The organism is Caulobacter sp. SRI_008, assembly GCF_057586355.1.
Genome location: NZ_JBYCZS010000037.1, coordinates 19,296 through 43,221 on the forward strand (window position 1 = coordinate 19,296; position 23,926 = coordinate 43,221).

The 23,926-nt window shown below is 70.0% G+C and carries 15 protein-coding genes and 2 pseudogenes; 5 read left to right on the forward strand and 12 right to left on the reverse strand.

Annotation, left to right across the window (positions count from 1 at the left end):
- Window positions 1-2: 2 nt before the first annotated feature.
- The 4 genes from AC2YHT_RS23990 to AC2YHT_RS24005 all read right to left on the reverse strand — a co-directional run bounded on the left by AC2YHT_RS23990 (window position 3) and on the right by AC2YHT_RS24005 (window position 5,077).
- On the reverse strand, window positions 3-1,340 hold the full coding sequence (locus AC2YHT_RS23990) for a GntP family permease (protein ID WP_487292342.1): 1,338 nt from the start codon (window positions 1,338-1,340) through the stop codon (window positions 3-5).
- A complete protein-coding gene (locus tag AC2YHT_RS23995) occupies window positions 1,337-3,631 on the reverse strand; it encodes a glycoside hydrolase family 3 N-terminal domain-containing protein (protein ID WP_487292343.1) in 2,295 nt (764 codons plus the stop codon). Before AC2YHT_RS23995 ends, AC2YHT_RS23990 begins: the two co-directional genes overlap by 4 nt.
- Window positions 3,632-3,795: 164 nt before the next feature.
- Window positions 3,796-4,704, reverse strand: coding sequence for a hypothetical protein (locus tag AC2YHT_RS24000; protein ID WP_487292344.1), 909 nt, complete (start codon window positions 4,702-4,704; stop codon window positions 3,796-3,798).
- A 148-nt stretch (window positions 4,705-4,852) separates the two neighbouring features.
- Window positions 4,853-5,077, reverse strand: a complete 225-nt coding sequence (locus tag AC2YHT_RS24005; protein ID WP_487292345.1) for a hypothetical protein — start codon at window positions 5,075-5,077, stop codon at window positions 4,853-4,855.
- Between the two features lie 143 nt (window positions 5,078-5,220).
- Between AC2YHT_RS24005 and AC2YHT_RS24010 the strand changes: the two genes are divergently transcribed.
- Both AC2YHT_RS24010 and AC2YHT_RS24015 read left to right on the forward strand, forming a co-directional pair.
- Window positions 5,221-7,506, forward strand: coding sequence for a glycoside hydrolase family 3 N-terminal domain-containing protein (locus AC2YHT_RS24010; protein ID WP_487292346.1), 2,286 nt, complete (start codon window positions 5,221-5,223; stop codon window positions 7,504-7,506).
- A pseudogene (locus tag AC2YHT_RS24015) lies at window positions 7,503-7,669 on the forward strand (hypothetical protein); the annotation flags it as partial. The gene AC2YHT_RS24010 and the pseudogene AC2YHT_RS24015, both read left to right, overlap by 4 nt.
- Before the next feature lie 56 nt (window positions 7,670-7,725).
- Here AC2YHT_RS24015 and AC2YHT_RS24020 read toward each other — a convergent pair.
- Window positions 7,726-8,241, reverse strand: a pseudogene (locus AC2YHT_RS24020) (aspartyl/asparaginyl beta-hydroxylase domain-containing protein); the annotation flags it as partial.
- Between the two features lie 50 nt (window positions 8,242-8,291).
- Here AC2YHT_RS24020 and AC2YHT_RS24025 point away from each other — a divergent pair.
- The gene (locus tag AC2YHT_RS24025; RefSeq protein WP_487292347.1) at window positions 8,292-9,461 is read left to right on the forward strand and encodes an aspartyl beta-hydroxylase; all 1,170 of its coding nucleotides are present in this window, start codon (window positions 8,292-8,294) and stop codon (window positions 9,459-9,461) included.
- Between the two features lie 106 nt (window positions 9,462-9,567).
- Here AC2YHT_RS24025 and AC2YHT_RS24030 read toward each other — a convergent pair whose 3' ends face one another.
- The 3 genes from AC2YHT_RS24030 to AC2YHT_RS24040 are packed head-to-tail and all read right to left on the reverse strand — an operon-like array spanning window position 9,568 to window position 15,349.
- The gene (locus tag AC2YHT_RS24030) at window positions 9,568-10,983 is read right to left on the reverse strand and encodes an efflux transporter outer membrane subunit (protein ID WP_487292357.1); all 1,416 of its coding nucleotides are present in this window, start codon (window positions 10,981-10,983) and stop codon (window positions 9,568-9,570) included.
- A gap of 4 nt (window positions 10,984-10,987) precedes the next feature.
- Window positions 10,988-14,182: an efflux RND transporter permease subunit gene (locus AC2YHT_RS24035; protein WP_487292348.1), complete on the reverse strand. Its 3,195-nt coding sequence runs from the start codon at window positions 14,180-14,182 to the stop codon at window positions 10,988-10,990.
- 12 nt (window positions 14,183-14,194) lie between these two features.
- Window positions 14,195-15,349: an efflux RND transporter periplasmic adaptor subunit gene (locus tag AC2YHT_RS24040; RefSeq protein WP_487292349.1), complete on the reverse strand. Its 1,155-nt coding sequence runs from the start codon at window positions 15,347-15,349 to the stop codon at window positions 14,195-14,197.
- A gap of 190 nt (window positions 15,350-15,539) precedes the next feature.
- Here AC2YHT_RS24040 and AC2YHT_RS24045 point away from each other — a divergent pair, with 190 nt between their 5' ends.
- The gene (locus tag AC2YHT_RS24045; RefSeq protein ID WP_487292350.1) at window positions 15,540-16,136 is read left to right on the forward strand and encodes a TetR/AcrR family transcriptional regulator; all 597 of its coding nucleotides are present in this window, start codon (window positions 15,540-15,542) and stop codon (window positions 16,134-16,136) included.
- Window positions 16,137-16,223: 87 nt separating this feature from the next.
- Here the strand turns inward: AC2YHT_RS24045 and AC2YHT_RS24050 are convergent, their stop codons facing one another.
- The 4 genes from AC2YHT_RS24050 to AC2YHT_RS24065 all read right to left on the reverse strand — a co-directional run bounded on the left by AC2YHT_RS24050 (window position 16,224) and on the right by AC2YHT_RS24065 (window position 21,265).
- Entirely contained in the window at window positions 16,224-16,832 is a 609-nt protein-coding gene (locus tag AC2YHT_RS24050; RefSeq protein WP_487292351.1) for a hypothetical protein, read from the reverse strand.
- Between the two features lie 44 nt (window positions 16,833-16,876).
- Window positions 16,877-17,752, reverse strand: a complete 876-nt coding sequence (locus AC2YHT_RS24055) for a rhamnogalacturonan acetylesterase (protein WP_487292352.1) — start codon at window positions 17,750-17,752, stop codon at window positions 16,877-16,879.
- Window positions 17,753-17,887: 135 nt separating this feature from the next.
- Window positions 17,888-19,513 carry a family 43 glycosylhydrolase gene (locus tag AC2YHT_RS24060; protein ID WP_487292353.1) on the reverse strand — a complete coding sequence of 542 codons (1,626 nt, stop codon included), beginning with the start codon at window positions 19,511-19,513 and terminating at the stop codon, window positions 17,888-17,890.
- A 315-nt stretch (window positions 19,514-19,828) separates the two neighbouring features.
- Window positions 19,829-21,265 carry a sugar porter family MFS transporter gene (locus AC2YHT_RS24065; RefSeq protein WP_487292354.1) on the reverse strand — a complete coding sequence of 479 codons (1,437 nt, stop codon included), beginning with the start codon at window positions 21,263-21,265 and terminating at the stop codon, window positions 19,829-19,831.
- Window positions 21,266-21,668: 403 nt separating this feature from the next.
- On the opposite strand from AC2YHT_RS24065, the gene AC2YHT_RS24070 reads away from it, so the two are divergent.
- Entirely contained in the window at window positions 21,669-23,825 is a 2,157-nt protein-coding gene (locus AC2YHT_RS24070; protein ID WP_487292355.1) for a TonB-dependent receptor domain-containing protein, read from the forward strand.
- Window positions 23,826-23,926 lie beyond the last annotated feature (101 nt).

The following is a 23,926-nucleotide window of genomic DNA, read 5'->3' on the forward strand; positions in this document are numbered from 1 at the left end:
ATTTAGACCAGCGCCGACGCCAAGGCCGCCGCGGCGAACGCGACCAGCCCCGCCATCGTTGAGGCCACCGTCCAGCTCCTGAACGTCTCGGTCTCCGACAGGCCCAGATACTGCCCGACCAGCCAGAAGCCCGCGTCGTTGACGTGGCTGACGACGGTCGCCCCCGCGCCGATGCCGATCACCACCAGGGCGACCTGGTTGGCGTCGAGCCCGGCCGCGATCGCCAGCGGGGCGGCCAGGCCGGCGGCGGCGACCATGGCCACGGTCGCCGAGCCCTGGGCGATGCGCATGATCGCGGCGATCAGAAAGCCGAAGACCAGCGGCGAGAGCCGCGCGCCTTCGACGGCGGCGGTCAGGTGGGCGCCGGCGCCGCTGTCGATCAGCACCTGCTTGAAGGCCGCGCCCGCCCCGATGACCAGGGCGATGGCCCCGGCAGGCTCCAGCGCCCTGCCGGCGATGACCAGCAGCCGCTGGCGCTCGACGCCGCGCCGGCGCAGCAGCACCCAGGCGTAGCCGCAGGCGACAGCCAGGGCCACGAACGGGTGGCCGAAGAACTCAAGCCCAGTGCGCACCGGCCCCTCCGGCAAGGCGGCGTGAGCCACGGCGCCGGCGACGATCAAGACGAGCGGGGCCAGCATGCCGACCAGGGCCGGCCACAGGCCGATCAGGGCGTCGGCGGCGCCGTCGTCGGCGACGGGTGAGGTCTCCGGCGCGACGTAGGATCCCTTGCGAAACGCGGCTAGGGCGTAGAGCGGGCCTGCGACCAGCACGGCCGGGATCCCGCAGGCCAGGCCCCACAGGGCGATGCGGCCATAGTCGGCGTGCAGCAGCTCGGCGGCGGCGACCGGGCCGGGATGCGGCGGCAGCAGGCCGTGCATCACCGCCAGGCCCGCCAGCACCGGCAGGGCGACGAAGGCCACGGCCTTGCCCGAGCGCTGGGCCACGCCCAGCATCAGCGGGGCCAGGATGATCAGGGCGACGTCGAAAAAGAGCGGGATGCCCACCAGCACCCCGATCGTCGCCAGGGCCCAGGGCGCGCGGCGCACGCCGAAACGGTCGAGCAGGGCGCGGGCCATGACGCCCACTCCGCCGCCGGCCTCCAGCAGGGCCCCGAAGATCGAGCCCAGGCCCAGGATCACCGCCACGAAGCCCAGGGCCTCGCCCGCGCCCTTCTTCACCGAGGCCAGCACGCTGACCGGCTCGGCCCCGAAGGCGATCCCGGCGGCGATGGCGGTCAGCAGCAGGGCGAAGAAGGCCGGCAGGCGCAGCTTCAGCGTGGCGAAGACCACCAGGGCCACCCCCGCGGCGACGACCAGCAGGGTCCAGAGCGGCCCGCTCACGCTACGCTCACGGGTGTCAGGATGGCGGTCGCCGGATCGCGGCCCTTGCCGGGCGCGGTGATGGTGAAGGCGCCGCGCAGGCGGATGTCGGCCGAGGACGAACCGATCATCACCTCGACCTTGCCGGCCTCGATCACCCAGCCCGCCGGGCTCCAGATCGCCAGCTGGGCGGGCGTCAGGGTGAAGGCGACGCGCTTCTTTTCGCCGGGCGCGAGGGTCACACGGATGAAGCCGCGCAGTTCCTGGACCGGCCGGGCGACGCTGGCGACCGGGTCGCGCACATAGAGCTGCACTACCTCGTCGGCGGCGACCTGGCCGGTATTGGCCACGGTCAGGGCGATCCTCACCGCCCCGCCGGGGGCGACGGTCTCGCGGTCGAGCGCCAGGTCGGAATAGGCGAAGGGCGCGTAGCTCAGGCCATGGCCGAACGGGAACAGCGGGCCGATGTCGACGTCGTGGTAGCGGGCGGTGTCCTTGGCCAGGTCCGGATCGGCCGGGCGGCCGCTGGGCGTGTGGGCGTAGAAGGTTGGCGACTGGCCCGTGGCGCGCGGGAAGCCGACGGGCAGGCGGCCGCCGGGGGCTGCCTTGCCGAACAGGATGTCGGCCAGGGCCGGTCCGGCCTCGACGCCGAGGAACCAGGTCGCCAGCACCGCCGGGGCCTTCTCCAGCACCTCGGGCGCGACCAGCGGCCGGCCCGACGGCAGCAGCACGACGACGGGCTTGCCGGTCGCCAGCACGGCGCGAGCCAGGGCGCTTTGGGCGCCGGGGAGCGCCAGGTCCGAGCGGCTGCGGGACTCGCCGCTGTGGTCGAAGTCCTCGCCGACCATCAGCAGCACGAGGTCGGCGGCTCTGGCGGCCTCGACGGCGGCGGGGATGCCGCTTTCATCAAGGCTGCGCGGCGAAGCGCCGGCGACGTGGACGATCTCGGTTCCCGCCGGCGCGGCGGCCTGCAACGCGGGCAGCAGCGGGGCGACGTCGGCGGCCTGGCCGCGCGCCTTCCATGAGCCGAGCTGCGAGAGGTTGTCGGTCGCCAGGGCGCCGATGACGGCGATCTTCTTCGTGGCGGGCGCGATGGGCAGCAGGCCGCCGTCGTTCTTCAGCAGCACTACGGCCTTGCGCGCCGCCTCGCGGGCGATGGCGCGGTGCGGCGGGCTGAGGAACACCGTCTTCTCCCGTTCCGGATCGCCGAAGCGGTAGGGATCGTCGAACAAACCGAGCCGCATCTTGGCGGCCAGGATCCGGGTCACGGCCTGGTCGAGCAGGGGCGCAAGCGACGGATCGGCGGCGATCGCGGTCTGCAGGTGGGCGGCGTAGACGCCGCTGGCCATGTCCATGTCTACCCCGGCCTTCAGGGCCAGGGCGGCGGCCTGGACCGGCGTTTCGGCGATGCCGTGATTGATCAGTTCGAGGATGGCGTTCCAGTCGCTGACCACCAGGCCCGGCCAGGTCCACTGGGTCTTCAGCACGCCGCGCACCAGGGCGGCATTGGCGGTGGTCGGCGCGCCGTTCAGGTCGTTGAAGGCGGTCATCATCGTGCCCGCGCCGGCTGTCGCGGCGGCGTGGAAGGGCGGAAGATAGACCTCGTTCAGCGTGCGGTCCGAAAGCTCGGCGGCGTCGTAGTCGCGCCCGCCGGCCGCCGCGCCATAGGCTCCAAAATGCTTGGCGCAGGCCAGGATCGAGTCCTTGCTCGACAGACCCTCGCCCTGGAAGCCGCGCACCTGGGCCGCGGCCATCACCGAGCCGAGATAGGGGTCCTCGCCGGCCCCCTCGACGATGCGGCCCCAGCGCGGGTCGCGGGCGATGTCGACCATCGGGGCGAAGGTCCAGTGCAGGCCGCTGACCGCCGTCTCCACCGCCGCCATCCGCGCGGTGGCCCGCACGATCTCCGGATCGAACGTCGCCGCCATGGCCAGCGGCACGGGGTAGAGGGTGCGAAAGCCGTGCACCACGTCGATGGCGAACAGCAGCGGGATCTTCAGCCGCGACTCCTCGACCGCCGTGCGTTGCAGCTCGCGCAGGAACGCCGCCCCCGCCACGTGCAGGTACGAGCCGACCCCGCCCTTGCGGACCAGCTCCAGGGCCGTCGCGTCGATCTTGGAATTGAGCGCCTTCTGCCGCCCGCCGGCCGGCTGGTGGGTCTGGCCGATCTTCTCGTTCAGGGTCATCTGCTTCAGCAGCGACCGGACGCGGGCCTCCTGGTCGGCGGCGAGGGCGGGGAGCGTGGGCATCAAGCCCAGCGCGGCGCCGGCGGCCAGCAGCGCGCGGCGGTCGAGGCGCGGTCCTTCGCCCATGGGGTCTCCCTTCGATCGTCGAATGCGGTCGTTGGGGTGGAGAGCGCCACGACTTGACAACGTTGTCAACGCGAAGGTTGAGGCGAGCCCTCGGTTCCATCGGCGCGCGCTTGAGGTCGGCGCTGTCGCTGGGTCTTTCGACCGTCTCCCTGGCGGCGGCGGCCTCAGGCCGGGCAGGCGGCGAGGTCGTGCTGGGCCAGGGTCGTTCTGGCCTGATCATGGAGGCCGTCGGACTGACTGCGGGCGCCGTCGACCCGCGCAGCCAGGTCGCGTACGGCCAGGGCCGCGCGCCTTTGGCCGTCGGCGGTGCGCGCCCGCCTGGCGTCGTCCAGCGTATCCGAGAAGCTGTCGAGCAGCAGCCCGCTGTCGCGCACCGCCGGCCTCAGGCTGGACAGGACGGCCTGCAGGCGGCCGATGTCGGCTTCGGCGGCGGTGATCTCGTTGGTGGTCGAGGTGATATCGGCCTCGGTGGCGTCGAGCAGGCCCTTGCTGTCGTTGTAGCGCGTGGTGGAGCTTGCCAGATCGGCGGCGGCCTCGTTGTACCTGCGCTCGATCGGGCCGAGTTCGCGGTCGATGTCGCTGATCCGGCTGGTGATGCTGGCGAGCTCCGCCGACGAGTCGCAGAGGAAGCTCATGATGGTCCATCTGTTCTTGCAGCCCCGAACGGCCTGTTCCTGGGCGTTCTTGTAGGCGGTCAGGGTCGTGAGCTCGGCCCGTAGTGGGGATAGCGCGAGGCTGGCCTCTTGTTGCCGCGTCAGGAAGGCTTCGGACTCGGCGCGGCGCTGGATGAGCGTGGCGTTCAGCTCGTCGCGGCGGGTGATCAGGCCGCCCAGGCGCAGCTGGCCGGCGTCGCGTTCCCTGACCCTGTCTCGGTCCTGCTGTTCGAAACAGGCGACCTGGGCGGCGATGGCGGCCTGGGCGACGCGGGCGCCCCGCAGCTTGCTTTCGAACTTCGCGATCGCGGCGGGGGTCAGGGGCTCGTCAGCAGCGGCCGCGGCCAAGGGCGAAAGCATGGCCAGCAGGCCGAAGGTCGCGGCCAGGGCCGCCATCGCGCCGCGCAACGGCCAAGCCATCTATTCCCCCTGAACGCCCCGCCCCGTCCGGCAGCCGCGTCTCGCGCGTGGAGACGGGGATCGCCGCAAGACGGGCGGCTCGTATCACGCGGCGACAGGTAGAATTTGTGTTTTCACGCACACCCGGCGCGTGCGGGCGAGCGACGCCTCAGGCCTCGCCCTGATGCTCGACGTGCCCCTCGCTGACCTCGGTGCGGGAGAACACCTCTTCCTGGCCGTCGAGCAGCAGCTCCTCGGCGGCGACGTGGTCGCGTTCGGCCTCTTCGAGCACCTGGCGCAGGGCCTCGACCTCGGTGTCGGCCTCGACCAGGACGCTGCGCAGGGGGGCGTGGCCTTCGCCCAGTCGGATCTCGATGCGCCATTGGGCGGTCATGGTCGTGTCTCCCTTCAGCCAGACTGATAACGCAAGCGGGCGGTTCAAGTTCGGAATGGGCTCGCCTAGCAGGTTGCGGGGCGTTGCGCGGCGGGCCGTCCTCGGCGAGGTTGCCCGCCGAAAGGTCAGTCGGAAGGGATTCTATGGATCGGCGTGAGGCGCGGCTTGAAGGGATCAGCCGTCGCGGACTGATGGCGGGCGGCGCCGGGATCGCGGGGCTGGCCCTGGCCGGCAAGGCGGCGGCGCAAGGCCGGGGCTCTGATCGCGTCGAGGCGCTGATCGCCCAGATGACCATCGAGGAGAAGGCCGGGCAGCTGTCCTGCTACGCCGACATGATCCGCCCGCCGGTGGGCGACATGAACCCGGCGGTGAACCTGCGCAACACCCAGCAGCTGCTGGCCGAGACCCGGGCGGGCAAGATCGGCACGCTGATGAACGGCGTCGGCGTCGAGGGCGCCCTGCTGGCCCAGACGGCGGCGGTGGAGCATTCGCGGCTGGGTATCCCGCTGCTGCTGGCGGCCGACGTCATCCACGGCTTCAAGACCGTCTATCCGATCCCGCTGGCCGAGGCGGCGTCCTTCGATCCGCCGCTGGCCGAGCGCACCGCCCGGGCGGCCGCGCAGGAGGCCACGGCCCACGGCCTGCACTGGACCTTCGCGCCGATGGTCGACGTGGCCCGCGACGAGCGCTGGGGCCGGGTGGCCGAGGGTTCGGGCGAGGATGTGTTCCTGGGTGAAGCCCTGGCCCAGGCTCGGGTGCGCGGCTTCCAGGGACCGGACCTGAAGTCGCCGGACTCGATGCTGGCCTGCGCCAAGCACTTCGCCGCCTACGGCGCTGTGGCCGCGGGCATGGACTACAACACCGTCGAGATCTCCGAGGCGACGCTGCGGGAGGTGCACCTGCCGCCGTTCCAGGCCGCCTTCGAGGCCGGGTGCCTGACGGCCATGTCGGCCTTCAACGACATCAACGGCGTGCCGGCCACGGCCAACAAGGCCCTGCTGACCGACCTGCTGCGCGGCGAGTGGAAGTTCCGCGGCGTGGTGATCTCCGACTACACCGCCGACCAGGAGCTGGTGGCCCACGGCTACGCCGCCGACGACCGCGACGCCGCGCGCCTGGCGATCCTGGCTGGGGTCGACATCAGCATGCAGAGCGGGCTCTACAGCCGCTACCTGCCGGAACTCGTGGCCAGCGGCGCGGTGCCGATCGCCGTGGTCGACCAGGCCGTGCGCCGGGTGCTGATGCTGAAGGAGGCCATCGGCCTGTTCGACCAGCCGTTCCGCTCGATCGACCCCAAGGCCCAGGCGGCCCGCACGGCGACGCCGCAGATGCGCGCCCTGAGCCGCGAGGCTGGCGGCCGCTCGATCGTGCTGCTGAAGAACGACGGGAACCTCTTGCCGCTGCCGCGATCGGGCAAGCGCATCGCCCTGATCGGCCCCTTCGCCGAGGACCGCGACAACATCCTGGGGCCGTGGGCCTTCTTCGGCGACAAGAGCCTGGGCGTGGATCTGGCCTCCGGCTTCCGCCAGGCGCTGGAGGATCCGAACCTCCTGCGCACCGCCAAGGGCTGCGAGGTCGAGGCCTCGATCCGCGGCGGGATCGAGGCGGCCGTGGCCGCCGCCCAGAGCGCCGACATCGTCGTGCTGGCGATCGGCGAGGGCCAGAACATGTCGGGCGAGGCCCAGTCGCGCACCGACATCGGCATTCCCAAGCCGCAGATGCTGCTGGCCGAGGCCGTGGCCGCCGTCGGCAAGCCCACCGTCGTGCTGCTGCGCCACGGCCGGGCCCTGGTGCTGGACGGGGCGGTCAAGAACGCCCCGGCGATCCTGGCCACCTGGTTCCTGGGCACCGAGACCGGCCACGCCGTGGCCGACGTGGTGTTCGGGACGGTGAACCCCTCGGGCCGCCTGCCGGTCAGCTTTCCGTACGAGAGCGGCCAGCAGCCCTACGCCTACAATCACCGCACCACGGGTCGCCCCGCGCCCGCCGACAGCGAGATCCAGGAGTACAAGGCCCGCTGGCGGACGGTGAAGAACGAGGCGCTCTATCCGTTCGGCCACGGGCTTTCCTACACGACCTTCGCCCTGTCGGACCTGAAGCTGTCGACGACCAGCCTGGCCTGGAACGAGCCGCTGCGGATCACCGCCAAGGTCAAGAACACCGGCAAGCTGGCCGGAACCCACGTGGTGCAGCTCTATGTCCGCGACCGGGTGGCCAGCCGCACGCGGCCGGTGCGCGAGCTCAAGCGCTTCACGCGGGTGGACCTGAGGCCCGGCGAAACCCGCGAGGTGACCTTCGTCCTGCAGCGCGGGAGCCTGGCCTTCTACGGCGAGAACGGCTGGATCGCCGAGCCGGGGCTGTTCGACCTGTGGGTGGCCAACAGCTCGGTGGACGGGCTGAACGCGCAGTTCACGCTGCTGGCGTCCTGATCCTTCTCCCCTTGCGGGAGAAGGTGTCAGCGAAGCTGACGGATGAGGGGTCTCTCAGACCTCGACGACCGCGCCTGGTCGGTCGGCTGTCGCAGCGGAGAGGGCTTTCGACCCCTCACCCGACCCGCTGCGCGGGCCACCCTCTCCCGCAAGGGGGGAGGGGAGCGGTTGCGCGAACAACCCCCGCACCCAGTCGTTGACCCGACCGTCGATGACCAGGTGCACGCGGTCTTCCGTCCCGCGGTTGGCGACGCTGTGCGGGTCGGAGAGCTTGAGGTACCAGGCGCTGCCGGCTTCCATGACCACGCGGCGGTCGTTGAGGCGGAAGTCGACGTCGGGGTTGGTGACGACCGGCACGTGGAAGCGCACGTGGGTCGACTCGGCGTCGAGCTCGAGGTCGGCGTGGGTCTTGATCACCGAGCCGGCCGCCAGCTTCATCAGCCGGGCGCTGGTGACCGGCATCGGGAAGGCGGCGATCACCTCGCGGAAATAGGGGCAGGGGGCCAGGAACGGGGTGTCCTCGAACTCCGTGGCCTCCGGATCCGAATAGATCATCATCACCGGATGGGTCGCGCCGGCCTTGCTGCGCAGGGGAATGACGCTCCAGTCGCCTTCGTAGTTCTGCTTCACGAAGTGGGCGATCCAGTCGGTGGAGGCGGCCAGGGTCCCCAGGTCCGCGCGCAGCCGGCCGGGATCGAAGGTCAGCGGCAGGCGAAGGCGGTCTGGCAATCTCATCGCCCGAGCCTATTGTGCCGCTTCTCAACCGACAAGGGCCGGGTCCAGGCGTGCAACTTCCAGAGGGCGAGGCCCTGATCGAGCGCCTGCTCAGCGCGCCGGGCGCCTGCGCGGACCTGGCGGGGCTGTTTCGTGATGCGGATTTCATCGCCGCCCTGGAAGCGCTGGCCGAGGGCTGGGGCCTGGCCTCGCCGGCCGCCGCCGCGAGCGAGCGCCTGGAACAGCGGCTGTTCGTGCACCGCCCCGTCGCCCCGCCGGCCGGCTGGCTGCCGATCGCCGTCGCTTCGGGCGAGGACGCTGTCGACTGGGCCTTCTTCGGCGCGCGGCGGCTGACGGAGTCGTTCTTCGGCGAGAGCCTGCCGCCGGTGCGGTCCTCGCCCCTGAACCGCTTCCTGCGCCTGCGCACGCCGCTGGCGGCGCTGGAGGGATTGGCGGGACCGGCGCCGGACGGCCTCGTCTTCCACATGTCGCGCTGCGGCTCGACCCTGGTGGGGCGGATGCTGGGCGCGGCTCAGGGATCGACCATGCTGTCGGAGGCCGCGCCGATCGACGCGGTGGTCCGTTCCGGGCTGCCGTGGGCGCGGCGGGTCGTGCTGCTGCGCGGCGTGGTGGCGGCCCTTGGGCGTGCGCGCGGGGCGGGCGATGCGCGCCTCTTCCTCAAGCTCGACTGCTGGCACGCCATGGCCTTCGACCTGTTCCGCGAGGCCTTCCCGCGAACGCCGTGGATCCACCTTTACCGCGCGCCGGAGGAGGTGCTGGTCTCGCACGCCCGCGACGTGGGCATGCAGATGGTCCCGCAGGTGGTGGCGCCGTCGGTGTTCGGCCTGGACGAGCCGGCCGTTCCCGACGCCGACTATCGCGCGCGGGTGCTGGCGGCGATCGGCCAGGCGATGCTGGCGGCGAACGCCCGCGATGGGGCGGGACTGCTGATCAGCTACGAGGCGCTGCCGACGGCGGTGAGCGAGCGGATCCTGCCGCACTTTGGCTGGACGCCGACCAAGGAAGAGGCCGAGGCGATCGGCGCGGCCGCGGCGATCGACGCCAAGGCGGCCGGCCGGGTCTTTCGTCCCGATGGAGCGAGCAAGCGGGCCGACGTCGACGAAGCGATCCGCGCGGCCTGCGCGCGGTGGCTGGACGACCTGCACGCGCGGCTGGAGGCCGCTTCGATCGGAAATGAAGGGGAAGGGGTGGAAGGGGCGCATCTGGGATTGGGGGGGTGACGCGCCCCTTCCTGGTCGCGACGTGTCCGGGGGTGGCCGCCGCGATCAACCCCGCACCGTCGCGCGGGGGTCTGGTGGGGGAGGGCGCGAGACCCTCCCCGATAGATCAGGCCTTCGGGGCGGTGCTTTGGGGGGCGCCGCCGCCGAGGACCTTGTAGAGCGTGACCAGGTTGCTGGCCCGGGCCAGGCGCGCGTTGATCAGGCCCTGCTGGGCCGAATACTGCGTGCGCTGGGCGTCCAGCAGGGTCAGGGAGCTGTCGACGCCGCGGTCGTAGCGCAGCTTGGTCAGGCGCGCGGTGTCGGCGGCGGCGGCGGCCAGGCGTTCCTGGGCGGCCAGGCGGTCGCCGATGGTCGCCTGGGTCGCCAGGGCGTCGGCCACCTCGCGGAAGGCCGTCTGCACGGTCTTCTCGTAGGTCGCCACCGCGATCTTCTGGCTGGCCTTGGCGCCGTCCAGATTGGCCTTGTTGGCCCCGCCGGCGAAGATCGGCAGGGTGATGCTGGGCGCGAAGCTCCAGGCCTTGCCGCCGCTCTTGAACAGGTCGCCCAGGTCGGTGCTGGCGCTGCCGTACGAACCCGTCAGGCTGATCTGCGGGAAGAAGGCCGCGCGGGCCGCGCCGATGTTGGCTTCCGCCCCCATCAGGCTGTGCTCGGCCGACAGCACGTCCGGACGGCGGGTCAGCACGTCGGACGGCACGCCCGCCGGCAGATCGGGGAGGATCTGCGCGGTGATCAGGCCGCCGGCCGGCAGCAGGTCGGCCGGCACGTCGGTCCCGGCCAGCAGGCGCAGGGCGTTCTTGTCCTGCTCGACCTGGGCCGTGTAGGTCGCCACGTCCGAACGGGCGGTCTCGGCCAGGGTCTGCGAGGTGCGCAGGTCGATCTGCGAGACGGCGCCGGCGTCGAACTGGCGCTGGGTGAGGGCCAGGCTGTCCTCGCGGCTCTTCAGCGTGTCCTTGGCCAGGGACAGCAGGTCCTGGTCAGCGGCCAGGGTCAGCCAGGCGTTGGCCGTCTCGGCGATCAGGCTGATCTGGGTCGCGCGGGCGGTCTCGGCCGTCGACAGATAGCTCTGCAGGGCCACGTTCGACAGGCTGCGGACCCGGCCGAACAGGTCGACCTCGTAGGAGGTCACGCCGATGCCGGCCGAATAGGCCTCGACGTCGAGGGCCGCGCTGGTCTGCGAGGTCGCCGCCGGAGTGTGGCTGCGGGTCTCGCTGAGCGAGGCGTTGACGCCCGGCAGCAGGTCGGCGCGCTGGACGCGGTAGGTCGCCCGGGCCTTGTCGATGTTGAGCACCGCGACCCGAAGGTCGCGGTTGTTGGCCAGCGCCAGTTCGATCGTCCCCGCCAGGCGGGGATCTTCGAAGACCTGTTTCCAGGCCAGGTCGCCGGCGCTCACGCTCGAACCGTTGGCCGAAGCCGTCGGCCAGGTGGTGGCGACCGGCAGGGCCGGACGCTCGTGCGGGGGAGCCAGGGTGCAGGCCGACAGGGCGGAGGCGGCCAGCAGGGTGAGGGTCAGGTTACGAAGCATCATCTCAGTGGCTTTCCACCGGAGCGGCGGGGGCCTCGTCGTGGTGACGGGGCTTGGGCTTGAAGATCCGTTCGACGATCACGAAGAACAGCGGGACGAAGAAGATCGCCAGGATGGTCGCCGACAGCATGCCGCCGATGACGCCGGTGCCGATCGCGTGCTGGCTGCCCGATCCGGCCCCGTTGGAGATCGCCAGGGGCAGAACGCCGAAGACGAAGGCCAGCGAGGTCATGATGATCGGACGCAGACGGATGCGGACGGCTTCCAGAGTTGCTTCCACCAGGTTTCCGGTGCGCTCGTAGATCTCCTTGGCGAACTCGACGATCAGGATGGCGTTCTTGGCCGCCAGGCCCATGGTCGTCAGCAGGCCCACCTGGAAGTAGATGTCGTTGGACAGGCCGCGCAGGGTGGTCGCCAGCAGGGCGCCGACGATGCCGAGCGGGATGACCATGATCACCGACAGCGGGATCGCCCAGCTCTCATAGAGGGCGGCCAGCAGCAGGAACACCACCAGGATCGAGATGGCGTACAAGGCCGGAGCCTGGTTGCCCGCCTCGCGTTCCTGGGCCGACAGACCGGTCCATTCGAAGCTGATGCCGGCCGGCAGGGTGGCGGCGATCTTCTCCATGGCGTTCATCGCGTCGCCCGAGCTCTTGCCCGGGGCCGGCGAGCCCTGGATGTTCATCGACGACAGGCCGTTGTAGCGCTCCAGACGCGGCGAGCCGTAGATCCAGTGGGTCGTGGCGAAGGCCGAGAAGGGCACCATCTGGCCGGTGCCGTTGCGGACGTACCAGTTGTTGAGGTCTTCCGGCTTCATCCGGTACTGGGCGTCGGCCTGCAGGTAGACCTTCTTGACCCGGCCGCGATCGACGAAGTCGTTGATGTACGACCCGCCCCACGCGGCGCTGAGGGCCGCGTTGATGTCCGAGGTGGTCAGGCCCATCGCCCCGGCCTTGGCCTGGTCGATGTCGATCTTCAGTTGCGGGGTGTCTTCCTGGCCGTTGGGACGCACGCCGACCAGGTTGGGATCCTGGGCGGCCATGCCCAGAACCTGGTTGCGGGCGGCGGTGAGGGCGTCATGGCCCACGCCGCCGATGTCCTGCAGCTGGAAGTCGAAGCCCGACGAGGTGCCCAGTTCCGGCACCGCCGGCGGCACGACGGCGAACACCATCGCGTCGCGGATCTGACCGAAGGCGCCCATGGCGCGACCGGCGACGGCCTGGGCCTTGAGGTTGGCGGCCTTGCGCTTGTCGAAGTCCTTCAGGCGGACGAAGGCCAGACCGGCGTTCTGGCCCGCGCCGCTGAAGCTGAAGCCCGAGACGGTGAACACCGACTGCACGGCGTCCTTCTCCCCTTCCAGGAAGTGGCTGCGGACCTGGTCCAGCACGCCCTGGGTGCGTTCCTCGGTGGCGCCCGGCGGCAGCTGGACGAGGGTGATCATGATCCCCTGGTCTTCTTCCGGCAGGAAGGCGCTGGGCAGGCGGACGAAGAGCAGGCCCATGACCAGGATGATCGCGCCGTAGATGGCCATCCAGCGGATGCTCTTGCCCAGGATGCCGCGGACGCTGTTCTGATAGCGGCCCGAGACGTCGTTGAAGCTGCGGTTGAACCAGTTGAAGAAGGTGTTGAAGACATTGACGATCGCGCCCAGCGGACCCTTGTGGTCGGTCTGGAGCGGCTCGCCATGGCCGCGGCTCGACGGCTTCAGCATGGTGGCGCAGAGGGCCGGCGTCAGGATCAGGGCGACGATGACCGACAGGCCCATGGCCGAGACGATCGTGATCGAGAACTGACGGTAGATGACGCCCTGCGAGCCGCTGAAGAAGGCCATGGGCACGAACACCGCCGACAGCACCAGCGCGATGCCGATCAGGGCGCCGGTGATCTCGGTCATCGACTTGCGGGTCGCCTCGAGGGGCGAAAGCCCTTCCTCGCTCATCACCCGCTCGACGTTCTCGACCACGACGATGGCGTCGTCGACGAGCAGGCCGATGGCCAGCACCAGGCCGAACATGGTCAGGGTGTTGATGGAGTAGCCGAAGGCCGCGAGGATGCCGAAGGTGCCCAGCAGGACGACCGGAACGGCGATGGTCGGGATCAGGGTCGCGCGCCAGTTCTGCAGGAACAGGAACATGACGATGAAGACGAGGATGATCGCTTCGATCAGCGTCTTGATCACTTCGTGGATCGACAGCTCCACGAACGGCGTGGAGTCGTAGGGCACGACGTAGCGGTAGCTGGTCGGGAAGCTCTTCTCGAGCTGCGACATGCGCTCCTTCACCGCCTTGGCGGTGTCGAGGGCGTTGGCGCCGGGGGCCAGCTTGATGGCCAGACCGGCGGCCGGCTTGCCGTTGAACTTGGCGTTCGAGACGTAGCTTTCGGCGCCCAGCTCGACGCGGGCGACGTCGCGCAGGTGCACGATGGCGCCGCCGGTGCTGTTCTTGACGATGATGTTCTCGAACTCTTCCGGCGTCTGCAGGCGCGACTGGGCCGTGATCGTGGCGTTCAGCGCGGTGCCCTGGACGTTGGGCGTGCCGCCCAGCTGACCGGCCGAGACCTGGGCGTTCTGCGCCGTGATGGCGCTCGAAACGTCGGCCGGGGTCAGGCTGTAGGAGGCCAGCTTGTTCGGGTCGAGCCAGATGCGCATGGCGTACTGGGCGCCGAACAGCTGCACGTCGCCCACGCCGTCGACGCGGCTCAGCGGGTCCTGGATGTTGGACGCGATGTAGTCGGCCAGGTCGGTGTTGGTGGTGCTGGCGTCCTCGGAATAGAGGCCGACGACCATCATGAAGTTACGGGCCGACTTGGCGACCGTCAGGCCTTGCTGCTGCACCTCTTGGGGAAGCAGGGCCTCGGCGCTCGACAGCTTGTTCTGCACCTGCACCTGGGCGATGTCGATGTCGGTGCCGGCCTTGAAGGTCAGGGTCGTGGTGGCCGAGCCGGAGCTGTCGCTGGTCGACGACATGTAGTCCAGCCCGTCCAGGCCCTTCATCTTCTGTTCGATGACCTGGGTGACGCTGTCTTCGACCGTCTTGGCCGAGGCGCCGGGATAGTTGGCGGAGACCGAGACCTGCGGCAGGGCGATCTCGGGATACTGGGCGATCGGCAGCGTGCGGATGGCGAGCGCCCCCGCCAGCATGATCACGATCGCGACGACCCACGCGAAGATGGGCCTGTCGATGAAGAAACGGGACAACATGACGGTCCGGCCTTAGCGTTGAGCGGTGATGACGGCGGCCTTCACGGGCGCGCCGGGACGGACCTTCTGCAGGCCTTCGACGATGACCTGGTCGCCGACCTTCAGGCCGGAGGTGACCAGCCACTTGTCGCCGACCGTCTGGCCGACGGTGATCGGACGGGTCTCGGCCGCGCCCTTGGCGTTGACGACGGTCACAGTGGCGGCGCCCTTCGGGTCGCGGCTGACGCCGGCCTGCGGGATCAGCACGCCGTTGGAGGCCACGCCCTTGCCCAGGGTGGCGCGGACGTACATGCCCGGCAGCAGGGTGCCGTTGGGGTTGTCGAAGGTGGCGCGCAGGCCGAACGAGCCGGTGGTCTGGTCGACGGTGACGTCGGCGAACTCCAGGCGGCCGGCGACCGGGTAGGTCGAGCCGTCTTCCAGCTTCAGGGTCACCTGGGCCGAGCCCGAGCGGCCGATCTGGCCGCCGGCCAGGTCGCGCTGCAACTGCAGCAGTTCGGCCGACGACTGGGTCAGGTCGACATAGATCTTGTCGAGGTTCTGGATGGTCGCCAGGGCGGTGGTCTGGCTGGCGGTGACCAGGGCGCCGGGGGTCACCGAGCTCTTGCCGATGCGGCCCGAGATCGGGGCGACCACGCGGGTCCAGCCCAGGTTGATGCGGGCGCTGTCGACGGCGGCCTTCTGGGCGGCGACGTTGGCGGCGGCCTGCTGGGCGCTGGCCTGGGCGTCGTCGTTGTCCTGCTTGGAGACGGCGTTGACGGCGACCAGCTCCTTGTAGCGGTCGGCCTTCAGCTTGGCGGCGGTGTAGGTCGCCTGGGCCTGGGCCAGGCCCGCCTGGGCGCTGTTGACCGCCGCCTGGAAGGTGGCCGGGTCGATCTGGTAGAGCGGCTGGCCGGCGCGGACGTAGCCGCCTTCCTGGAACAGGCGGGCTTTCACGATGCCGCCGACCTGCGGACGCACTTCCGAGACCAGATAGGCCGAGGTGCGGCCCTGAAGTTCGCTGGTCAGGGTCACCGGCTCGGTCTTCACGACCACCACGCCCACGGGCGTCGGCCCGCCCGCGCCCATGCCGCCCGCGGCTCCGCCCTTGCCTTGCCCGCAGGCGACGAGGGTGAGCGAGACAGCCGCCAGAAGAACCGCCGAAGCGGCGAGCGGACGTTTGATAGCCATGGATATCCCCGGAGCGTCAGAGCGCCGCAAGGAGGGAGGGACCCTTGACGACGCGCCTATGATGAACAATTTGAGAATGAACGTTCATTCTCAATTGCGCTGGACATAGGCCCGGGGTAAGGCGAAGTCAACACCCCGGCAGGCCGGCTCGGTTGACCTGACGGAAATGTAATGGAGAGCGAGACCCTCGATGGTCGACGTGAGTTCAAGCGCCAAGCCGACGCCCGAGGCGCGGCGGCAGCAGATTCTGGATGCGGCCTGCGACATCGTGCGTCGCTCGGGCTTCCATGGCGCCAGCATGGCCGAGATCGCCAAGGCCGCCGGCCTCAGCGTGGGCCAGATCTACCGCTACTTCGAGAACAAGGAAGCCATGGTCGCGGCGATCGTCGCCCAGGACCTGGCCGAGATGCGCGAGAAGTTCGCCGAACTGGAAAGCCGGCCGGGCACGCTGCTCGACGCCATGCTCGAGCACATCGATGACGCCGTGGGCAAGTGCTACGACCCGCGCCGCGCGCCGCTGGTGCTGGAGGTGATGGCCGAGGCCTCGCGCAATCCCAAGGTCGCCGCCATCGTCCGCGCCGCCGACGAGCAGGAGCGCCTGCTGGCCCGCAGCATGCTGGAGCGCAGCCGTAAGCCCGAATGGAGCGACGAGGAGTTCGCCGCCCGCACCGAGATGATCGGCGCCATGTTCGACGGCCTGGTCATGCGCAGCGTCAACCACCCCGACCAGGACCGCACGGCCATCGCCCGGACGATGAAGGCCGTGCTGACCTGCCTGCTGGGGTAGGGGGATCTGAGACGAAAATCTCGTCCTGAGTCTGTCGAAGTACGAGGACCACGCAATGAGCCTGAACGTCGATCCGCCGCAGGCGACCTAGGAGATCCAGAGGCCCAGGCGGCCGACGATCTTCCAGGTTCCGTCGCGGCTCTTGCGCAGCAGCACCAGGCCGCCGGAAGCCGCCAGCGGCCCATAGGCTTCCGAGGCGTAGGCCAGGGCCTCGGTTCCGTCCGGCGAGACGACCGGCCGGCCGATCACATGCAGCGTGCGGGTGTAGCGCCCCTTGCGATCGGGCGGGGCGACGGTTTCGTATGAGGCGCCAAGCAGGACGCCGCGCGCGCCGGCCTCCAGGCGAATGTCCTCGCACGCCGTGGCGCTCGTGTGGCGAGCCGTCCGGAAGGCCTTGATGGTCGCCGTCGACGGCGGCTTCACGCTGACCGGCCCAGGCTCGGGCGATCGCCAGGCGCCGTCGGCGATGCTGGCGGCGCGCGGGTCCGCCAACTGCTTGACGAGGCGCCCGGCGCCTTCGCCGGCCGCGGCTTCGTCGAGGGCCGTCTTGCCCGGCGGCGAGCGACTGAAGATGTCTTCCAGCAACACCTTGGCCGCGGCGCAGGCGGCCGTCGACGGCGCCGTCGCGGCGTGGGCCTGCACGGACAGGCCGAGCGCCAGTCCGACGGCGACGAGGGCGGAAGCGATGCGCGTCATGCTGGCAGCTTACACGTGTAGCTTTGACGCGCCAGCCCCTGTCGCTACGGCACCAGATACCGTCGCAGCGCCGGCACGGCGACGGCCAGCTCGTCGGTGACGATCTTCGAGAAGTAGTCGGCGCCGTCGCGGCCCAGGTGGGTGTAGTCGAACGACAGCTTGGCCTGGCCCATCGGCTCGACGGCGGCGTTGTTCTGGGCCTGGGCGGCGGGCGCCGCGCCGGGCGCCGCGGGAGCCGCCGGCTGGGGGCTGATCGTCGTGCCGGTCCGCGCGGCGGCCAGCACTTCGGCGGGCGGCGGCTGCTGGGCGAAGCGGGTGGCCTCGGCCGCGCCCATGGCCTGGACGGCGGCGTAGGACTTGGCGTGCAGGTCCACCAGCGGCGTCCCGGTCTCGGCGGCGACCTTGCGTGTCGCTTCGGCCCAGGGACCCAGGTCGTCGATCAGCTTGCCGTCCTTGAACTGGCGACGGGTCAGCGGGGTGACCAGCACCGGCTTGCCGCCGGCCGCGCGCACCTCCTCGACATAGCGCTTGAGGTTGGCGGGGAACTCGGTGGCGAGGTCGGTCGAGCGGCCCGGCTTGCCCGGCTGGTCGTTGTGGCCGAACTGGATCAGCACATAGGTGTCGGTGAAGCCGCCCGAGCCGATCTCCTTCAGCGCCACGCGCCAGGACCCCTCGGCGCGGTAGTTGCCACTGGAGCGCCCGCCGCGCGCCAGGTTGATGCAGGCGGCGAACGACGTCAGGTGCTGGCCGCAGAAGCTGGGCCCCCAGCCGCCGATCACGGCGGTGGTGGAGTCGCCGACCAGCACGACCTTCACCGCGCGGAAGACGGGCGGCTCGGGTTCCTGGGCGTGTGCGGCCATTGGGGCGGCGAGGGGCGCGGCGATCAGGGCCGCGGCGAGGAGGAGGGACTTCAGGCGCATGTCAGCTCCGAGGTCTGGGATGGAAGATGCTCCCCCTCTGGGGGAGCTGTCGCGGAGCGACTGAGGGGGTCTAGCGCCGGCGCTGGCCCCCTCCGGCCCTCTGGGCCACCTCCCCCAGAGGGGGAGGATCTACGCTCAGTCCAGCGCCCGGTACTTGAAGTTCCGGAACCGCGCCGAGCCCTTGCCGGCGGCGTAGAGCCCCGGCTTCAGCATCAGGAAGCCGCCGCGCACATTGTGGTGGTAGCCGCTGACCTCCATGCCGCGGTCGAACCGCTTCCAGGTCGCCCCGCCGTCGCCCGAGGTGTGGAAGGCGACGATGTGGCGGGTGTTGCGCAGGCGCAGGAGCATCTTGCTCCCGTGCGGATTGGCGGGACGGCCGCGCTCGATGCCGTACTGGTGGGTGACGAAGTTCTTCGCGTCGAACCCCAGGCCGCAATAGAGCTGGCGGTCGTAGAACAGGATCAGGCCCGCCCGGGTCTCCGGATCGACCTCGATCTCGCACTCGATCTCATAGGCCTGGTCGCCATTGACGAAGATCAGCGGCGAGCCCGTCGAGGGGGCCTCGCCCGCGCCCTTCAGGGTCAGCACGCCGTTCGCGCGGCTGATGCGGTCCTGCTCGCCCGGCTTGGGATCGAAGAAGTTCCACTGCACGCCGTACTTGTCGGCGCTGAAGTCGTCCGACAGCGCCATGCCGTGCGGACCGCTCTTGCCGCCCTTGGGTTTCTTGATGGGCTTGGCCAGATCCCCGCCGCCGATCTCGAACCAGCCGTCCTTGGTCCAGGTGACCGGGGCCAGCAGGGTCTGGCGGCCAAGCGTCCAATAGCCGTTCTCGTAGCCGTGATAGACCGTCCACCAGTCGCCGGGCGTGGGGCCCTCGACCAGGGTGGCGTGGCCGCGCGACCACCACTTCTCGGCGTTGTCGACGGTGCGGACCAGCGGGTTCTTCGGATGGTTCTCCCACGGACCGGCCAGCGACCTGGCGCGGGCGGCGATGACCATGTGGCCGGTCGGCGGGCCGGCCGTGCCGCCCACGGCGGTGATCATGTAGAACCAGTCGCCGCGCTTCATCACCTTGGGGCCTTCGGGCGAGAAGCCCTCGACGTCCCACTCGTCCGGATAGCGCCAGGGATCGTAGACGTGCTCGGGCTTGCCGACGGTCGACAGGCCGTCCGGGGCCAGCTTGATGCGGTCGCCGCCGGACAGGAACAGCCAGCGCTCGCCGTTCTCGTCGACCACGTGGCCGGGGTCGATATAGCCGGGCAGCTTCAGGTCGATAGGCTCGGACCACGGGCCTTCGATCTTGTCGGCCCAGATCACGTAGCTGGTGTTGTTCTTGGGGAACTTGGCCGGGATGTAGAGGTAGTAGCGGCCCTTGTGCTTGCACAGCTCCGGCGCCCAGACCGAGCCGATGTTGGTCTTCAGGGTCGGCGCCACCGGCGTCCAGTTCACCAGGTCCTTCGAATGCCAGATCAGCAGGCCCGGATAGGCGTCGAACGACGAGTGGGTCATGTAGTAGTCGTCGCCGTCCTTGAGGATCGACGGATCGGGATGGTCGCCGGCCAGGATGGGATTGAGGAAGGTCCCGTCGCCGAGGTCGGCCTTGCGCTGGCCTTCGATCCCCTTGGTCCAGGTCGGGCCGGTCGCGCTCTTGGCGGGCAGGGCGCCGACGCCTTGCGCCGAAGCCGCGGAGGGCAGGGCGGCGGCTGCCGCCGCTCCGGTCAGTAGGGAACCCAAGGCTCCGCGGCGGCTGAGGTCGGCCATGTGTTTCCTTCCCGAAGACTGGGCCGCGCATCCTGCGTCGCGCTGGCCTGTTACCGGTCACTTAAGCGGCGCGGCGTCGCTTTGTCTACCGGTGTCATAGCCCATTTTCCGACGATAACGCTGTCACTGGCGAGGGCAAAAGAAAACGCCCGGGAGCGGGGCTCCCGGGCGTTTGTCTGTCGAGGAACCTCCCCCTGTGGGGGAGGTGTCGCCGAAGGCGACGGAGGGGGGACGTTTTCAGCCGCCGAGGCGCTGGCCTTCATCCCCCCACCGACCGCTTCGCGGTCGCCTCCCCCACGGGGGGAGGTTTTTGCCTCAACCCTCCATCGCCTCCAGCTCCTTGCCACGGGTCTCGTGGATGAGCTTCTGGACGAGGAAGAACGAGACCACGGCGCTGGCCGCGTAGAAGCCGTAGGTCGCCGACAGGCTCAGCTTCGCCATCGACGGGAAGCTGAACGAGATGGCGAAGTTGGCGATCCACTGGGCGAAGCCGGCGACGGCCAGGGCCGAGCCGCGCATCTGGTTGGGGAACATCTCGCCGAGCATGACCCACATGACCGGACCCCAGGAGAGGTTGAAGAAGATCACGTAGAGGTTGGCGGCGACCAGGGCGATCGGGCCGACCGAGGCGTCCAGGTGCAGGGCGCCGTTGACCGTGGTGGCGGTCGAGAAGCACCAGGTCAGCACGCCCAGGGTCACGGCCATGCCGGCCGAGCCGATCAGCAGCAGCGGCTTGCGGCCGATGCGGTCGATCAGGGCGATGGCGGCCAGGCACGCCACGATCGACAGGGCGCCCGACAGGATGTTGATCTTCAGGCTGTCGTCCTCGGTGAAGCCCACCGACTGCCACAGCACCGAGCCGTAGTAGAAGACGATGTTGATGCCGACGAACTGCTGGAAGATCGCCAGGACCAGGCCGGCCCACAGGATCGGACGGATCTTGCGGGTCGTGGGGTCCAGCAGGTCGGAGAACTTCGGCTTGTGGTCGGCGCTCAGCGAGGCGCGGATCTCGGCGACCTTGGCCGCGCCCGTGCCGGCCCCGAACAGGCGCGACAGGATGGCTTCGGCCTGGGCGTCCTTGCCCTTGGCGACCAGGAAGCGCGGGCTTTCCGGAATGGTCAGCAGGGCCAGGAAGAACACGCCGGCCGGGATGACCTGCATCCAGAACATCCAGCGCCAGGCGGGCAGGCCCAGCCAGAACTCGGCGGTCGAGCTGCCGGCGGTGTGGGCCAGCACGTAGTTGGCCACGAACGCGCCGGTCAGGCCGGTGATGATCATGATCTGCTGCACCGACGACAGGCGGCCGCGGATGTTGGCGGGCGTGACTTCCGAGATGTAGACCGGGCACAGCACGCTGGCCGCGCCGACGCCCAGGCCGCCGATCAGGCGGAAGATGACGAAGACGGTCGAGGTATGGGCCGCGCCCGTGCCCAGGGCGCTGATCACGAACAGAAGGGCCGAGATGATCATCACCGTGCGGCGGCCCCAGACGTCGGCCAGGCGGCCCGCCGCGAAGGCGCCGACGGCGCAGCCGATCAGGATGGCGGCGACGTTCAGGCCGGTGCCGAACTCGGTGAGCTTGAAGGCGCTGTTCAGGCCTTCCTGGGTGCCGTTGATGACGCCGCTGTCGTAGCCGAACATGAAGCCGCCGATGGTGGCCACGGCCACGATGGCGGCGACGAAGGCCATGTTCACCTTCGCGCCGTCGGCGCTCATGCCGGCGCTTGGTCCGGCGCTGGAAACTGATGCCACTGGAGTCCTCCCCGAACTGGCTCCCTCTAGGAGCCATGTTTGATCCCTAACGCGCCCCCGTAGGGACCTTAGTTGCCGGCGACCTTAGTGTTACCGGTATCAGCGCGCAAGCGGCCGTTTTTGCGGGATTCCCGCTTCGCAAGCCGCCGCGCCGCCAGCGGATAGTGTCAGGTCCGACGGCGCTCGCAAGGGGCGATGGCAACGTTGTCATTTTCGGGTCGTCCAGCGCCGGGCCGGGCTGTGACTGAAGCGTGGCGCCGGCGCCACGCGGCCTGGCCCTACTGCAACATTGCCGAAAAGAAATTTGCCCCGTGAAACCGGCCGCGCTTTACCGCTTGAGGTCGAGACCAGCGCGGAACGTCCGCTCGCGGCGCCTCGACCGACGACCTCGGGGGAGCGCGCCTTGCGCCTGAAGACCATCCTGCTTTCCGCCGCCGCCATGATCGCGGCGCCGTGCCTGGCCCTGGCCCAGACCGCAGCCCCGGCGGCCGCGCCCGCCGCCCCGAAGGGCGCGGCCCCGGCCGCCGTCGAGGGCGTGACGGTCACCGGCGACAGCACCGCCATGCGCAGCTCGATCGACCGCCGCAGCTACAGCGTCTCCAACGACCTTTCCGCCCGCACCGGCTCGATCGCCGACGCCCTGCGCAACATCCCCTCGGTCGAGGTCGACGTGCAGGGCAATGTCAGCCTGCGCGGCGACAGCAGCGTCACCATCCTGATCGACGGCAAGCCCTCGGGCATGTTCAACGGCGACGGCCGCGGCGACGCCCTGCAGGCTATGCCGGCCGACCAGATCGACCGCGTCGAGGTGATGACCAACCCCTCGGCCGCCTTCCGTCCCGACGGCACGGCCGGGATCATCAACCTGGTCACCAAGAAGACCCGCAAGCCCGGCGGCACGGGCACGGTGCGCCTGAACGCTAGCACCGACGGCCGCTACAACGGCGGCGTCAGCGGCAACTACGTGAAGGACAAGCTGACCCTGTCGGGCGATGTCGGCCTGCGCCACGAGAAGCAGGAGGCCTGGCAGTCGATCCAGCGCCAGACCGCCGCCGGCGCCAGCAGCCAGGACGGCGCCTTCGAGAACAAGGGCGACATGGTCAATCTGCGCGGCGGCGTTGACTACGACGTCACGCCCAAGGACCGCCTGAGCGGCGAGGTCCGCTATCGCCGCATGAAGTTCGACACCACGGGCGAGGAGACCTACGACTATGTCGGCGCGGCCTCCGACTATGCGCGCTCGACCGACGCGTCCATGACCCGCGACAACGCCGGCGTCAGCGCCGACTGGCGTCGCCAGTTCAAGGGCGCCGAGCACCTGCTGACCGCCCACCTGGAGTACGAGGAGACCGAATTCTCGCGCGACTCCAGCGCCGTCAATGACTACGCCGCCGCCAGCGACCTCTATGAGCGGTTCGGCTTCGGGGCCAAGCAGAAGCGCACCAACTTCAAGACCGACTACGCCCAGCCCGGCGTCGGCGGCGGCACGCTGAAGACCGGCGTCGATTTCGAGTGGACCAAGAACGACTACGACAATCACGGCGAGACCGGCCCGTCCTGGAACGCCCTGACGGTCAGCGCCGCGCGCACCAACCGCTTCCTCTACGACCAAGACGTCTATGCGGGCTACGTCACCTACGAGCACGCCTTCGGAGACTTCACCGCCCAGGGCGGGCTGCGGGCCGAGCAGGTGCAGTTCGACGCCAACCAGGTGACCAGCGGCCAGAAGGTCTCGAACGACTACTTCAAGGTCTATCCCAGCCTGCACCTGGGCTACACGGTCAACGAGAACAACAGCTTCAAGGCCAGCTACAGCCGCCGCGTCCAGCGCCCGCAGGTCCAGGACCTCAACCCCTATCCGGTCTATCAGGACCCGCAGAACTACCGGGCCGGCAATCCCTTCCTGAAGCCGCAGGTCACCGACTCGTTCGAGCTGGGCTGGCAGTACCGCAAGGGTCCGGCCTACTACCTGGCCACGGCCTATTACCGCACCAGCGACGGCGTCGTGACCGACGTCGTCCGCGACCTGGGCAATGGCGTGCTGCTGACCACCCGCGAGAACCTCAGCCAGAGCCGCAACGGCGGGCTGGAACTGGTGGCCAACGGCCGCCTGACGCCGAAGATCAGCTACAACGTCAGCGCCAACGCCTTCTGGAACGAGATCGACGCGACCAACCTGGGCTTCACCGGCACGCGCTCGGCCACCACCCTGTCGGGCCGCGCCAACGTCAACTGGCAGGCCACACCCAAGGACTTCTTCCAGATCAACGCCTTCAGCTCGGGCAAGCGCTTGACCCCGCAGGGCCACCGCGAGCCGTTCCAGATGGTCAATCTGGGCTACCGCCGGAAGGTCAACGACCGGCTGTCGCTGGTCGTGACGGTGCAGGACGCGCTGGACAGCTTCGAGGACAAGGTCGTCACCGACACCCCGACCCTGAAGGACGTGACCGTGCGCACCGCCAATGTGCGGGCGGCGTTCTTCGGCTTCACCTGGGCCTTCGGCGGCGGCAAGCCCAAGCCCGAGCAGTTCGACTTCGGCTCGGGGGCCGTTGGGGGGTGATGTTTCAGGCCCTCCCCCTGAAGGGGGAGGTGGCCCGGAGGGCCGGAGGGGGTAAGCGCGGCGCTGGGGGCCCCCCCCCCCCCCCCCCCCCACCCCCCCCC